Source organism: Ruegeria sp. G7, assembly GCF_056535465.1.
Genome location: NZ_JBQFIL010000001.1, coordinates 2094678 through 2109348, shown reverse-complemented (window position 1 = coordinate 2109348; position 14671 = coordinate 2094678). Strand labels below are relative to the sequence as shown.

Annotated in this window: 11 protein-coding genes and 2 tRNA genes; 7 read left to right on the top strand and 6 right to left on the bottom strand. The window is 59.7% G+C overall.

Going from position 1 to position 14671, the window contains the following annotated elements:
- Nucleotides 1-14 precede the first annotated feature (14 nt).
- From ACR3EN_RS10605 to mraZ, 4 genes are read right to left on the bottom strand one after another with little or no spacing between them, the layout of a single operon-like run.
- The gene (locus tag ACR3EN_RS10605) at nucleotides 15-1802 is read right to left on the bottom strand and encodes a peptidoglycan D,D-transpeptidase FtsI family protein (RefSeq protein ID WP_480822699.1); all 1788 of its coding nucleotides are present in this window, start codon (nucleotides 1800-1802) and stop codon (nucleotides 15-17) included.
- Nucleotides 1799-2167, bottom strand: a complete 369-nt coding sequence (gene ftsL, locus ACR3EN_RS10600) for a cell division protein FtsL (protein WP_480822701.1) — start codon at nucleotides 2165-2167, stop codon at nucleotides 1799-1801. Before ftsL ends, ACR3EN_RS10605 begins: the two co-directional genes overlap by 4 nt.
- Nucleotides 2164-3153: a 16S rRNA (cytosine(1402)-N(4))-methyltransferase RsmH gene (rsmH, locus tag ACR3EN_RS10595; RefSeq protein WP_480822703.1), complete on the bottom strand. Its 990-nt coding sequence runs from the start codon at nucleotides 3151-3153 to the stop codon at nucleotides 2164-2166. The genes ftsL and rsmH overlap by 4 nt, the downstream gene beginning before the upstream one ends.
- Before the next feature lie 4 nt (nucleotides 3154-3157).
- On the bottom strand, nucleotides 3158-3625 hold the full coding sequence (mraZ, locus tag ACR3EN_RS10590) for a division/cell wall cluster transcriptional repressor MraZ (protein WP_480822705.1): 468 nt from the start codon (nucleotides 3623-3625) through the stop codon (nucleotides 3158-3160).
- Between the two features lie 939 nt (nucleotides 3626-4564).
- On the opposite strand from mraZ, the gene ACR3EN_RS10585 reads away from it, so the two are divergent.
- Nucleotides 4565-4789, top strand: coding sequence for a DUF1127 domain-containing protein (locus tag ACR3EN_RS10585; protein WP_480822707.1), 225 nt, complete (start codon nucleotides 4565-4567; stop codon nucleotides 4787-4789).
- Nucleotides 4790-5164: 375 nt separating this feature from the next.
- Nucleotides 5165-5455 (top strand): DUF1330 domain-containing protein, encoded by a 291-nt coding sequence (locus ACR3EN_RS10580; RefSeq protein WP_480822709.1) that lies wholly within the window; start codon nucleotides 5165-5167, stop codon nucleotides 5453-5455.
- 3 nt (nucleotides 5456-5458) lie between these two features.
- Here the strand turns inward: ACR3EN_RS10580 and ACR3EN_RS10575 are convergent, their stop codons facing one another.
- Entirely contained in the window at nucleotides 5459-7855 is a 2397-nt protein-coding gene (locus ACR3EN_RS10575; protein ID WP_480822711.1) for an ATP-dependent helicase, read from the bottom strand.
- A 168-nt stretch (nucleotides 7856-8023) separates the two neighbouring features.
- Between ACR3EN_RS10575 and ACR3EN_RS10570 the strand changes: the two genes are divergently transcribed.
- From ACR3EN_RS10570 to ACR3EN_RS10560, 3 genes are all read left to right on the top strand, one after another.
- Nucleotides 8024-9811 carry a sensor domain-containing diguanylate cyclase gene (locus tag ACR3EN_RS10570; protein ID WP_480822713.1) on the top strand — a complete coding sequence of 596 codons (1788 nt, stop codon included), beginning with the start codon at nucleotides 8024-8026 and terminating at the stop codon, nucleotides 9809-9811.
- Between the two features lie 453 nt (nucleotides 9812-10264).
- Nucleotides 10265-13702, top strand: a complete 3438-nt coding sequence (locus ACR3EN_RS10565) for a pyruvate carboxylase (RefSeq protein WP_480822715.1) — start codon at nucleotides 10265-10267, stop codon at nucleotides 13700-13702.
- A gap of 74 nt (nucleotides 13703-13776) precedes the next feature.
- Complete coding sequence (locus ACR3EN_RS10560) at nucleotides 13777-14163, top strand: MAPEG family protein (protein WP_480822717.1); 387 nt, start codon at nucleotides 13777-13779, stop codon at nucleotides 14161-14163.
- 8 nt (nucleotides 14164-14171) lie between these two features.
- On the opposite strand, the gene ACR3EN_RS10555 is transcribed toward ACR3EN_RS10560, so the two are convergent.
- Complete coding sequence (locus tag ACR3EN_RS10555) at nucleotides 14172-14360, bottom strand: hypothetical protein (protein ID WP_480843279.1); 189 nt, start codon at nucleotides 14358-14360, stop codon at nucleotides 14172-14174.
- Between the two features lie 112 nt (nucleotides 14361-14472).
- Here ACR3EN_RS10555 and ACR3EN_RS10550 point away from each other — a divergent pair.
- Nucleotides 14473-14547, top strand: a tRNA-Gly gene (locus ACR3EN_RS10550).
- Nucleotides 14548-14580: 33 nt separating this feature from the next.
- Nucleotides 14581-14655 (top strand) — tRNA-Gly (locus tag ACR3EN_RS10545).
- The last annotated feature ends 16 nt before the right edge of the window (nucleotides 14656-14671 follow it).

Below are 14671 nucleotides of genomic sequence, written 5' to 3'. Positions count from 1 at the left end.
TTTCGCCGGACAGCCTAATTTGAGGTCAGCGTTATAGCAGCGCGCGCCTCAGGCTCAAGCCGGGGTCTGAGGCCCAACAAAGGCGCAATGCGCGCGATCAGTTCGGCGGCAACCGGCACAGCCGTCCAACCCGCTGTACGGCGCTTTTCGCCATAAGCCACGATGGACGGTTCATCCAGCGTAACAATCAGCACATATTTCGGATCATAGGCCGGGAAGATGGTGGCGAAGGTGGCGATCACCTTGTCATCATAATAGCCACCGCGCGGCTTGGGCTTGTCGGCGGTGCCGGTCTTGCCCGCCACATCATAGCCTGCCACATCGCCAAAGCTGGCGGTGCCATCCGTGACCACCTTGCGCAGCATGTTCTGCGCCTGTTTCGCGGTGTTTTCGGAAATCACGCGGGGGCCGTATTGCGGACCGTTGCGGCGCAGGATGGTTGGGCTGACATAGTGCCCGCCATTGGCAATCGCCGCATAGCCGGCGGCCAGATGCATCGGGCTGGTCGACAGGCCGTGGCCGTAAGAGATGGTCACAGTGCTCAGCTCACCCCATTTCTTGGGCTTGAGCGGTTGGCCGCCCTTGGCCTCGACAATCTCGAACGGGGTCGGGTCGAACATGCCCAGCGCGTTCAGGAAATCCTGTTGCCGCTGCGCGCCGATCTGCAGCGCCAGCCGCCCGGTGCCCCGGTTCGAACTGTGGACGATCACATCGGCCACGCTGATCTCGCCATAGTTCTTGCCGTTGAATTCACCGATTGGGAAACGACCGATCTTCATCGGGCCAGAGGTGTCGATGATTGTGTTGGAATTCACCAAGCCAAGCTGCACAGCCTGCGCGGCGGTGAAGATTTTGAACACCGAGCCCAGTTCATACACGCCCTGCACGTAGCGGTTGAACAGCGGGCTGTCCGAGGGATCAAAGCCCGACGTCGGTGGGCGTGGGCGGTCGTTTGGATCAAAAGACGGCAGCGAGGCGGCGGAAACCACCTCACCAGTATGCGCGTTCATGAGAACCGCAGACGCACCTTTGGCGTTCATGATCTTCATGCCGCCATAAAGCACCTGCTCGACGGCGGCCTGAACGGTCAGGTCCAGCGACAGTTGCAGCGGCTTGTTGCCGTTGGCCGGGTCGCGCAGATAGTCGTCGAACTGTTTCTCGACACCGGCCACGCCGATCACCTCGGCGGCGCTGACGCCTTCGCGGCCAAAGCCCGAACCACCCAGAATATGCGCGGCCAGCTTACCATTTGGGTAGAGACGCATTTCGCGGGGGCCGAACAGGATGCCCGGATCACCGATATCATGCACGGCCTGCTTCTGTTCGGGCGAGATGCGCTTCTTGATCCACAGGAACTTGCGCTTGCCGGTGAAGTCCTTGACCAGACGTTCTTTTTCCAGATCGGGGAAGATCGCAACCAGTTGGTCGGCGGCGGCAATCGGATCGATCATCAAGGGCGGTTGGGCGTAAACCGAATAGGTCTCCAGATTGGTCGCCAGAATGCGGCCTTCACGGTCGACAATATTGCCGCGCTGCATCGCGATGGAAGCCCCCGGTGCGCTGGCCAGCGGCTCCTGCGCCTCAGAGGTTGCAAGAACGCCCATGCGGAAGCCCACGACCGAGAAGGCGCAGAAGAAGAAGAGGCCCAGCACCAACAGGCGACCCTCGGCACGCGCGCGGGCGCGGTCTTTCATGTCTTCGTGGCGTTTGCGGATGTTCTCGCGTTCAATCGCCTTGGGGTTTTCGCCCTTGGCACGGGCGTCGAGAATACGGGCCAGCGGGCGGAGCGGTGTGCGGGTCATGGGAACTGTACCTCGCCCAGCGCCTGGATATCGGTGATTTCCTGCAGCTCAAGCGGATCGACGATGGGCAGGTCGGGGTCTTCGCCATAGGCAATCTGATCGGCGCGGCCAAACTGCTCAGCCCGCAGAGGCAAGAGGCCCAGACGTTCGAAATTGAGATCCGCCAGTTCCCGCAGGCGGTCGGGCCGGTTCAGATAGGCCCATTCTGCATTCAGCACCGCCAGGCGCGCTTGCGCAATTCCAATCTCGCGCTGCAGCGTCTGGGTTTCCTTCAGCACCTGCTGCGTTCGGTAGTTCTCTTGATACGCCCAAAGCGCTAGCCCGAATACGGAAAGGGCTGTCAACACATACAATATACTCTTCATCTTCCCCGTCCCCCCAGTTGCGGCATCCCGATGGCGCGGGCCTCAATTTCCCCCGCCGGAGCCTCGGTGCGGATCGCGACACGCAGCTTGGCCGAGCGCGCGCGCGGGTTTTCCTGCAATTCCCGCTCATCCGGCCCGACGGCCTTGCGGGTCTTGAGCGTGAATTGCGGCAGTTCCTGTTCCATCTCGGGCGCATAGCGGTTGGCGCGGCCCGTCTTGCCTGCGCGCGATTGGAAGAACCGCTTGACCATCCGATCCTCGATGGAGTGGAAGGTCACAACGGCCAGTTGCCCGCCCGGTTTCAAAGCGCGTTCGGCGGCCATAAGGCCCTGAAACAGTTCTTCATATTCCGCATTCACCGCAATCCTCAGTCCCTGAAAGCTGCGCGTTGCCGGGTGCGATTGCCCGGGTTTGGGGCGCGGCAGGCAGGATTCGACGATCTCGGTCAGACGCAGAGTCGTGGTGATCGGTTCCTCAGCCCGCGCCTTGACGATGGCCTTGGCAATGCGACGGCTGGCGCGTTCTTCACCGAAATGGAACAGGATATCAGCCAGTTGCACCTCGGTCGCGGTATTGACCAGATCGGCGGCGCTTTCGCCCTGCTGGCTCATACGCATGTCCAGCGGGCCGTCCTTCATGAAGGAAAAGCCGCGTTCGGCCTGATCCAGTTGCATGGACGAGACGCCGAGGTCCAGCACCACGCCATCCAAATCTTGCGCATATTCATCCATGCGCGAGAACACACCCTGCTGCATCACCAACCGGTCACCATAATCCCCGGCCCAGTCTGCGGCCATCTCAAAGGCCAGCGGGTCGCGATCCACGCCGATGACCTTCTCGGCCCCGGCCTCAAGCAGGCCACGGGTATAGCCGCCCGCGCCGAATGTGCCGTCCAGCCAGACGCCAGACACGGGTGCCACAACGGCCAACAACGGGCGTAGAAGAACAGGGATGTGAGGGTTCGATGAGGTCTGAGCGCCGGCCATGCCGTCACCCATCCCCAATGGCGTCAAGATACTGCATCGGATCGAAATCCTCGGGCAGATCGTCGAGCCATTCCTCGGTCGCGGCCAGTTCGTCGGCCTCGTAAGTCTCGGGTTTCCAGATCTGGAAGGTGTCACCGGCGGCGATAAAGAATGCCTCGCCCTCAAGGCCGATCTTGTTGCGCAGCTTGGCGGGCAGGACCAGACGGCCCGTCTCATCAACGTTGGTCGGGAAGGACTGACCATGGAACAGCCGCTGCAACATCCGGCGCTGCATCGAGCCACGCGGCAAAGCGTCGATCTTGTCGTCGACCTCGTCAATTGCCTGCATCGTATAGCATTCAAGGTATTTGCGGCGGTGATCACCATAGACAATCACCAGTTCAGGATTGTCACCGGGCTGCCAGTTGGGGTCGGACGCTTCAAGCACACGGCGAAACGAGGCCGGGATCGAGACCCTGCCCTTCGTGTCCACCTTATGGTGGCTTTCACCTCTAAACCTGCGCGCCAAGACGACTGTCCCTTTCGCTTGCGCCCCACCTCAAAATTCACGTTCCCCCCGGAAGTAAAAACGGCGGGTTGATCTGCTGCCACTGATCAACCCGCCGCATTGACCCGCTGAGCGGGATGTCCAGCTGCGCGCGCCACCTGGGGGGATGTCTGCTCGCCCGCGCGCCGGATCTGTTAAGTGATGAAAGCGAGATGCCTGTATGAAACCTGTTTTTGTATTTTTGGTTCGGGGTCGTTTGGCGCCCCTTTAACTGTCCTCGCCCTCATCGGGTAAACAAGGGATGCCATGGGAATTCATGGAAAGCAACATAAATTTACGGCGCGAAATCCTCGCGCGACCAAAAAATAAGGTGAAGATAATCTTAATTCGCGAAGATCGTCCCATAAATTGGGTTAAGGACTCACAGCAATACTATATATGCGCAAACTGATGCCGAAGAATCTTATCCCACGATTTCCCATAATTTTTTCAATCTGATGATAAATCGAGGCTCACCACCCACAAAACCCAGCTGTCGACGACGAATCACAGGCCCCGTGCAGGTCGATCCCATGCCGGTCCCATGCCTTCCCGTATCATCACCACGACATGGATCGGATCGGCATCGCATGCCTCTGCCGCCCGCAAGAGCTAACGTAACATGCCCAAACAAACGCCAATGCCGCCCAAGGGATAAGCACCCACACTCATGGCTTCTAAACCGGGAAAATACCAGCAGCGCGCGAAAACCTATATTTTTAAGGCAATTATTAGGCTGAGCGGGATTGTCCTGACAATCCATGCATTTGCTGCATAGCAGCATTGACATTGTGGGCTATTGTGCAATCGCAGCATTTGCCTATTTTCAATCTCAAGCAAGCGCCGGACGATGTCGGCAGCAACAAGAATGAACGGATGATGAAGATGGCAGTTGCAAGCACACAAACAACCCTGAAGGGCGCTCCGGTATTCGGGATCGCAGCCCTGGTTGAAACCTTGAAAGCCCGCGTAGCGCGCTATCGCCTGTACCGCCAGACGGTCAACGAACTGTCGGCTCTGTCCGACCGCGAACTGGCTGATCTGGGCTTGCACCGCTCGATGATCCGCCGGCTGGCCCTGCAGGCCACCGAAGACCACGCCGCGCAGTAAGCGCGACACGAAACCCCGAGATCAGGTCCGTCCTCCTCCCTTTCGGACCTGTATTTCAGCGGCAGCGTCTCTCCTCCTCCCTGACGTTGCCGCACCTTATACCGGCCCAGATCGCCGGAACCTGATACATCGGGGCTCTCCTCCTCCCTGCCCCGATGTTGAAAGCGCGCGGCGACGTCCTCCTCCTCCCTGACGTCGCCGCGTCTTCCTCATACCGGGATCAAACCCGGGTTCGGATACATCGGGGCTTCCTCCTCCCTGCCCTGATGTAGAAAAGAACGGCGGTTCCCCTCCTCCTCCCTGGGAACCGCCGTTTTTCGTTTTTTGCGCACAAGATGTAAGCTGGGGCCGTGAACGATTTTTCAGGAGTATCCCATGGCTGCCTATTTCATCGCCCAGATTTCCATTCATGACCCGGACGGGTATCAAAAATACCTAGAAGGTTTCATGCCGATCTTTGACCGGCACGGCGGCCGCCTTCTGACCGTTTCATCAAAGCCTGTCGAGGTGATCGAAGGCAGTTGGGCCGAAGACGGCATCGTCTTGATGGAGTTCCCCGACATGGCCGCAGCCCGAGCGTGGAAAGATGACCCGGACTACGTCGCACTGGCCAAGATCAGGCAGAATACAGCAAGCGCAAATCTGGTGCTGGTCGAGGGGTTGTAGAGCTCAGAACGGCACGTCGTCCTTGGCGGTCAGGAAACGGGACACAACTTTCTTTGTCCCGGCCTTGTCGAAATCGACCTCGACCTTGTCGCCCTCGATGCCGATCACCGCGCCATAGCCGAATTTCTGGTGAAACACCCGCTCGCCCAGCGTGAAGCTGGCCACGGCGGTCGCATCAATCACCGTATTCCGGCTTTCTTTAGGCTGAGACATCCCGTACTGCCCCTGCCGCGCCTGCATCCGCTTCCAGCCGGGCGAGTTATAGACGTTCGCCTCGGCTGCGCGGGTCTCGATACTGGCCGTGACCTGCCCGCCGCCATAAAGCCCCGGAGGCGTCAGAACCTCAACATGATCCTCGGGCAATTCGTCGATAAAGCGCGAGGGCATCGAATTCTGCCACTGCCCAAACACCCGCCGGTTGGCCGCGAAGGAAATGGTGCAAACCTCTTCCGCGCGGGTGATGCCCACATAGGCCAGCCGCCGTTCCTCTTCCAAACCCTTCAGCCCGGATTCGTCCATCGAGCGCTGAGACGGGAACAACCCATCTTCCCACCCCGGCAGGAACACGGCGGGAAACTCCAGCCCCTTCGCCGCATGCAAGGTCATGATCGAGACCTTGGCCCCGTCGCCGTCTTGCTCGTTGTCCATCACCAAGCTGACATGCTCCAGAAACCCCTGCAGGTTCTCGAAATTGTCCAGCTGGTTGACCAGTTCCTTGAGGTTTTCCAACCGCCCCGGTGCCTCGGGTGTCTTTTCATTCTGCCAATGGGCGGTATAGCCGGATTCGTCCAACACGATCTGCGCCAGTTCGATATGCGTATGCTCGGGTTCGCCATAGCGGATGGGTGAGACGCCATCGTCAATGACCGTCTCATCATCGACCTCGATCCGAGGCCCGCGCGTCATCGCATTCCACCGCGCCAGCCCGTCGATCAATTCGCGCAGCGCCTTGGCCCCTTTGCCTTTGATCAGAGCATTGTCGACCGCGATCCGCGCGCCCTCGACCAAAGACACACCGTTTTCCCGCGCCACCACCTGAATCGTCTGCTGCGCCTTGTCGCCAAGGCCGCGCTTGGGCGTGTTCACGATCCGCTCGAAGGCCAGATCATCCTCAGGGCTGACGACCAGCCGGAAATAGGCCATGGCATCGCGAATCTCCATCCGTTCATAGAACCGAGGGCCACCGATCACCTTGTATGGCAGACCGATGGTCAAAAACCGATCCTCAAACGCGCGCATCTGGTGCGAGGCGCGGACGAGAATTGCCATTTCATCCAAGTTCATCGGCCGCACACCGCGTGTGCCGCCCTGCATCGCGTCGATTTCCTCGCCGATCCAACGCGCCTCTTCCTCGCCGTCCCAATGGCCGATCAGCCGAACCTTTTCGCCTTCTTCACGGTCAGTCCAAAGCTCTTTGCCCAAGCGACTTTCATTGCCGCGAATGACGTTCGATGCAGCCGCGAGAATGTGTGGAGTCGAGCGGTAGTTTTGTTCCAAGCGCACCACGAAGGCACCGGGAAAATCTTTTTCGAACCGCAGGATGTTGCCCACCTCGGCCCCGCGCCAGCCATAAATCGACTGATCGTCGTCGCCAACGCAGCAGATATTCTTATGCCCCCCGGCAAGCAGGCGGAGCCAGAGGTACTGGGCGACGTTGGTATCCTGATATTCGTCCACAAGGATGTAGCGGAACCAGCGCTGGTATTGCTCCAACACGTCCGGGTGGGTCTGGAAAATCGTGACCATGTGCAGCAGCAGGTCGCCGAAATCCACCGCGTTCAACTCTCGCAGGCGAGTCTGATACTGGGCGTAAAGCTCTATACCTTTGTGGTTGAAGGCCCCAGCATCCGCTGCGGGCACCTTGTCGGGCGTCAGGGCACGGTTTTTCCAATCATCGATGATGCCAGCCAGCATCCGCGCGGGCCAGCGTTTGTCGTCGATATTGGCAGCTTGGGTCAGTTGCTTCAGCAGCCGCTTCTGGTCGTCTGTGTCCAGAATGGTGAAGTTCGACTTCAACCCCACCAGTTCCGCGTGACGCCGCAGCAGCTTGACGCAGATCGCGTGGAACGTGCCCAGCCACGGCATCCCTTCGGCGGGTCGACCCAGCATGCGGCCCACGCGCTCTTTCATCTCGCGCGCGGCCTTGTTGGTGAATGTCACCGCCAGAATCTCGTTCTCGCGCACCCGATGAGTTCTGAGCAGATGCGTGATCCGCGCGGTCAGCGCCTTGGTCTTGCCCGTCCCGGCCCCGGCCAGCATCAGCACCGGGCCATCCAGCCGTTCGACCGCTTCGCGCTGCGCCGGGTTGAGGTCGTTCAGATACTCGGCAGACGCCGCAGGCATCGCCCGCGCCGACAGCGATGCGCCCTCGAAGGCGTCCATTTCGTCAAAACTGCTCATGGGTCCAAACTACGCCGGATGCGCGCCAAGGGAAAGGGTTTGTTCACGCCTTGTTCACAATGAATTTGCAACGTGATCCGTTCAATTCTAAGCAATCATCCCGACGCCATTAACCCTCTGTCAAACCTTGCCAAACATCCTGATCCCATTGCTGTGGGAGCGCGGGTTATGAAACAGAATGACATGGCGGGTCGGACCTCGGCCCTGAAAGTTGCGGGCATCTCGGTGATGCTGATGATGCTGACGGCGCTGGCGGGCTGGGGGATTTACGCGATCCCGGCCCCGGTGGTCGACCGGATGCTGGAATCGGACCTGCGGCATCGCGCAGCGCAGTTGAACCAACAGGTAACAAGCCATCTGCACGATGTCGAGGCGACGTTCAAACACGGCATTCTGGATGATCATGATGAAGAGTTTCTGGAACTTTTACCCGAAACCTCGGACATCTACCGGTTCAAGCTGTTTGACAGTCGGGGCCGCGTGTTCTGGTCAACGCGCGCGGGGGATGTCGGGACGGTCAACTCCAAGCCTTATTTCACCGAAATCGTCGCCGCGGGTGGTTCATATTACAAGCATGAGGAAAAGCCGGTTTCCGAAGTCAGCGGCCTGAACCACGAGATGATGGTCGGATCAGGCAAGAAAACCTGTCACGTGGCCGAGATCTACACCCCGGTCATCAAGGACGGTCAGTTACTGGGCGCGATTGAGTTCTATTCGGACATCACTCCGCAGCGCGATCTGTTCATCACGCGCGTCCGGTGGTCGCTGGCTGTGCTGTGCGGCGTGGCACTTATGGCGCTGACGGCGGTGATTCTGGTGATCTACCGGACGAATCGGACACAGGTGCGCGACCTGCGGGTACGCGCGGCCAAAGAGCGTGCGTTGATGGACGATCAGTTGCGTCTGGCACGCGAGGTACGGCTGCTGGGAGAACTGAACGAATGGCTGCAATCCAGCCGCTCATTGGATGAGCTGTTCGACATGGTGTCGCGCTTCATGACCCATATCCTGCCCGAGGCCGAGGGTAGCGTATATGTCTACTCGAACTCACGTGATGTGCTGGATGGCTGCGCCAGCTGGAACGGCGGGACCCACAAGGCGCATATCCATCCCGAGGGATGCTGGGGCCTGCGGCGTGGCCGGACTTATGAATTCGGAGCGTCCGAGATCGATTTCGTCTGCGAACATGCGGAACCGCATGACGGGCGGCCCTATTTCTGCTTTCCCATTCTGGCCCATGGCGAGACCGTCGGCCTGCTGCATCTGCGCGCCCATGAGGACAGCGACGCGGCGTTTCATGACAGCAAGAAACTGGCTCAGCTATGCGCCGAACAGATCAGCATGGCAATTGCCAATGTAAGAATGCGCGATCAGTTACATGATCAATCGGTGCGTGACCCTCTGACAGGGCTGTTCAATCGCCGTCACATGACCGAGACATTGCGCAAAGCAATCAGCCGCAGCCAGCAGACCGGCGCTGCGCTCAGTCTGATTGCGGTAGATGTCGACCATTTCAAGAAATTCAACGACACGCACGGGCATGACGCGGGCGACATGGTTCTGCGCGCGGTGGGCTCAGCGTTGGAACAGGGGTGCGACCGGGATGAGGTCGCGTGTCGGATCGGCGGCGAGGAATTCATGCTGATCCTGCCTGACAACACGCCCGACGACGCTATGACCCGCGCCGAGCAGCTGCGTCAGGCTGTTGAGGCGGTCTCGGTCCGATATGGCGAAAAGTCGCTGCCGCGCATCACCATTTCGGTCGGCGTGGCGCACTATCCGGCGCATGGTGTGATGCCGCAGGATTTGATGCGCGCGGCCGACGACGCGCTTTACGCCGCCAAGGATAAAGGGCGCAACCAGGTTCAGGTCGCACGCGCCGGTATGACCCAAAGCCCCGCCGCAGAAGCAGGCGATACCCCCGCGCCAGAACCAAAGCGGGTGCGACGGTCTTAGGCGGCATGACGCATGTCAGATGCTTGCACTGAGGCTTGCAAGCCACGCCGATCGATTCAGGCGGCGGATTACAGAAGCGATTTGTGATCGAAGTACAGAGCGGCCTCTTTGCAGTCTCTGGCCCCGCGAAAAACTGCTGTCCCAAGTCGCCATCGACGCACGCGGGACGCAGGGTCGAACGGATGCGTCTGCCGGAAGAATCAGCTCTGCTACCCACCCACCGATCAATGTCGGAGATTGAAGGCCACGCTGAATCACGCGTAGGCTGCAACAAGTCAATTTTTGCAACAAAAATACAACATTTGATGCTGCGGCGCAGCATGTGTAAAAGAAAAGCGCCGATGGGCGGCGTTTGCGAGCGATAACATGCCGGTTCTACCCAGAACTACAGATATACGTGGCCCTATTGTCCGCCTAATCACAAGGCCACACCTATAAAGACCGGGACCTGAAATGACAGACTTCAAGAAAATCCTGATCGCCAACCGCGGCGAGATTGCGATCCGCGTGATGCGGGCAGCCAATGAGATGGGCAAGAAAACCGTCGCGGTCTTCGCCGAGGAAGACAAGTTGGGCCTGCACCGGTTCAAGGCGGACGAGGCGTATCGTATCGGGGCCGATCTGGGTCCGGTTGCGGCCTATCTGTCGATTGATGAGATCATCCGCGTAGCCAAAGAATGCGGCGCCGACGCGATCCATCCCGGTTATGGTCTGCTGTCCGAGAACCCGGATTTCGTGGATGCCTGTGTGCAGAACGGCATCACCTTCATCGGGCCCAAGGCCGAAACCATGCGCGCGCTGGGGGACAAGGCCAGCGCCCGGAAAGTGGCGATTGCAGCGGATGTGCCGGTGATTCCGGCCACCGAGGTTCTGGGCGACGATATGGCCGCCATCAAAAAAGAAGCCGCCGAGATCGGTTATCCCCTGATGCTGAAAGCCAGCTGGGGCGGCGGTGGGCGCGGTATGCGCCCGATCCTGTCCGAAGACGAGCTGGAAGAAAAGGTGCTGGAAGGCCGCCGCGAGGCCGAAGCCGCCTTTGGCAATGGCGAGGGTTATCTGGAAAAGATGATCACCCGCGCCCGCCACGTTGAGGTTCAGATTCTCGGCGACAAGCATGGTGAGATTTATCATCTGTATGAGCGCGACTGCTCGGTCCAACGGCGCAACCAAAAAGTGGTGGAACGCGCCCCTGCCCCATATCTGACCGAAGAACAGCGCGCAGAAATCTGCGAGTTGGGCCGCCGCATCTGCGCCCATGTGAATTATGAATGCGCAGGGACCGTCGAATTCCTGATGGATATGAACACCGGCAAGTTCTACTTCATCGAGGTCAACCCCCGCGTGCAGGTCGAACACACCGTCACCGAAGAGGTCACGGGCATCGACATCGTGCAGGCACAAATCCTGATCGCCGAAGGTAAGACCCTGGCCGAGGCCACCGGCAAGCCCAGCCAGGACGATATCCGCCTGAATGGCCACGCGCTGCAGACCCGCGTGACGACAGAGGACCCGCTGAACAATTTCATCCCCGATTATGGCCGCATCACCGCCTATCGCTCGGCCACCGGAATGGGCATTCGTCTGGATGGCGGCACGGCCTATGCGGGGGGCGTAATCACGCGGTACTATGACTCGCTGCTGACCAAGGTCACTGCTTGGGCGCCCACGCCCGAGAAAGCGATTGCGCGGATGGACCGCGCGCTGCGGGAATTTCGCGTGCGCGGTGTCAGCACCAACATCGCCTTTGTTGAGAACCTGCTGAAACACCCGACCTTCCTGTCGAATGAATACACCACCAAGTTCATCGACGAGACGCCAGACCTGTTCCGTTTCAAAAAGCGCCGCGACCGGGGCACCAAGGTTCTGAACTATATCGCTGACATCACCGTCAACGGTCACCCCGAGACCAAGGACCGTCCGATGCCGCGCCCTGATCTGAAAGAGGCGCGCCCGCCTGCGCTGAAGGCGGAACCACAGATGGGCACCCGCAACCTGCTGGAGCAGAAGGGCCCTCAGGCCGTCGCCGACTGGATGAAAGCGCAGCGTCAACTGCTAATTACCGATACCACCATGCGCGACGGACACCAGTCACTGCTGGCCACGCGGATGCGGTCGATTGATATGATCAAGGTCGCCCCGACCTACGCCGCGAACCTGCCGCAGCTGTTCTCGGTCGAGTGCTGGGGCGGTGCGACGTTTGATGTGGCCTATCGTTTCCTGCAGGAATGCCCGTGGCAACGCCTGCGAGAGCTGCGCGGTGCCATGCCGAATCTGATGACCCAGATGCTGCTGCGCGGTGCCAATGGGGTGGGCTATACCAACTACCCCGACAACGTAGTGCAGGAATTCGTGCGTCAGGCCGCCAAGGGCATCGATGTATTCCGTGTGTTCGACTCGCTGAACTGGGTCGAGAATATGCGCGTGGCGATGGATGCGGTCGTTGAGAATGGCAAGGTCTGTGAAGGCACCGTCTGCTACACGGGCGATATTCTGGACCCGGACCGCGCCAAATATGACCTGAAATACTATGTCGGCATGGCGAAAGAGCTGCGCGATGCAGGCGCCCATATTCTGGGCCTGAAAGATATGGCGGGTCTCTTGAAGCCGGCCTCGGCCAAGATCCTGATCCGGACACTGAAGGAAGAGGTTGGCCTGCCGATTCACTTCCACACCCACGATACCGCCGGTATCGCCAGCGCCACCATTCTGGCCGCGTCCGAGGCGGGTGTGGACGCTGTGGACTGCGCGATGGACAGCTTCAGCGGCAATACCTCGCAGGCCACATTGGGCACCGTGGTAGAGGCGCTGCGCCATACCGAGCGCGACACCGGGCTGGACATCAAGGCGATCCGCGAAATCAGCGACTACTTTGAGGCGGTGCGCGGTCAGTATGCGGCTTTTGAATCCAGTCTGCAGGCCCCCGCGTCCGAGGTCTATCTGCACGAGATGCCCGGTGGTCAGTTCACCAACCTCAAGGCGCAGGCGCGTTCTCTGGGGCTAGAGGAGCGTTGGCACGAGGTTGCCCAGATGTATGCTGATGTGAACCAGATGTTCGGCGATATCGTCAAGGTGACGCCATCATCGAAAGTGGTCGGCGACATGGCGCTGATGATGGTCAGCCAGGGCCTGACCCGTGATGATGTGGAAAACCCCGCCACCGATGTGGCGTTCCCTGACTCTGTCATCGACATGATGCGTGGCAATCTAGGCCAGCCTCCGGGCGGGTTTCCGGATGCGATCATCAACAAGGCGCTGAAAGGCGAGACGCCCAACACAGAGCGCCCCGGCAAACACGTCGAGCCGGTCGATCTTGAAGCCACCCGCGCCGAGCTGTCCAAGCAACTGGAAGGCAAAGAGGTCGATGATGAGGATCTGAACGGCTACCTGATGTATCCCAAGGTCTTCCTGGACTATATGGGCCGCCACCGGACCTATGGCCCGGTCCGCACCTTGCCCACGCGCACGTTCTTCTATGGCATGGAACCGGGCGAAGAGATCACCGCCGAGATTGACCCCGGCAAGACCCTGGAAATCCGCTGTCAGGCGATCGGCGAGACCGATGAAAACGGCGAGGTCCGCGTCTTCTTCGAACTCAACGGTCAGCCCCGTGTGATCCGGGTGCCGAACCGCCTGGTCAAAGCCTCGACCACGCAGCGCCCCAAAGCCGAAGTTGGCAACCCCAACCACGTGGGCGCACCGATGCCCGGGGTCGTCGCGGTAGTCGCCGTTTCGCCGGGTCAAGAAGTGAAAGAGGGCGACCTGTTGCTGACCATCGAAGCGATGAAGATGGAAACCGGCATCCACGCCGAGCGCGATGCGGTGGTCAAGGCCGTCCACGTCCAGCCCGGCGGCCAGATTGACGCCAAGGACCTTCTGGTCGAACTGGACTAACGGGTTATCTTACAACACTGAAATGGGCCGTTCGGGGAACCGGGCGGCCCTTTGATCTATGAACCGGAGGAAGCATGATGCCGTCCATCACCCCAATCTACGCTGCAGTGTTGGCGATGCTGTATATTGCCCTCAGCTTTATGGTGATCAACCAGCGCCGCAGCGGCAAGATTTCTTACGGGGATGGGGGCAATGCTGACATGCTAAAGGCGATCCGCACCCATTCCAACTTTGTGGAATACACGCCATTCGCCCTGTTGCTTATCCTTATGGTCGAGATGCAGGGCGCGACTGGCCTGACACTGCACCTACTGGGGCTGGCTCTGCTGGCAGGACGCCTGCTTCATGCCTATGGCTTTGGTCGCAGTCCACAGATCGTGATTCTGCGTCAGATCGGCATGGTCCTGACGTTCACCGCGATCCTGATCGCCGCGATGGCGAATCTCGTGCTGGCCCTGTAGCCGCACGCTCAACCCATGAGGCTCTGCGTGTTGACCAATGCTGCGGCCGAGGGGGCTGGTCGTCCCTCTGCCAATTCATCTTCGGTCTTGGCACAGAACACCGTGGTCAGCACAATCAGCACCGCCAGAACCGCCACCTTAATATCTGCAATATGTGCCATTTCGTTCGTCTTGCCCTTCGTTTCGCCGAAACCCATGGGTGTTTAACGGCTCTGCGCCGACATTCCGTCGAAAGATTTTTGCGGGTTTTTGTGTTTTTCCGCTTGCAGCCTCGTGTGGGACTTTATACATCCCTCCTCACTCAACGGCGCGGGCGTAGCTCAGGGGTAGAGCATAACCTTGCCAAGGTTAGGGTCGGGCGTTCGAATCGCCTCGCCCGCTCCATTGAGAGGTCTTTGGACCGACACAGTATCTGATGCGGGCGTAGCTCAGGGGTAGAGCATAACCTTGCCAAGGTTAGGGTCGGGCGTTCGAATCGCCTCGCCCGCTCCAGATACCAACCTTTCCC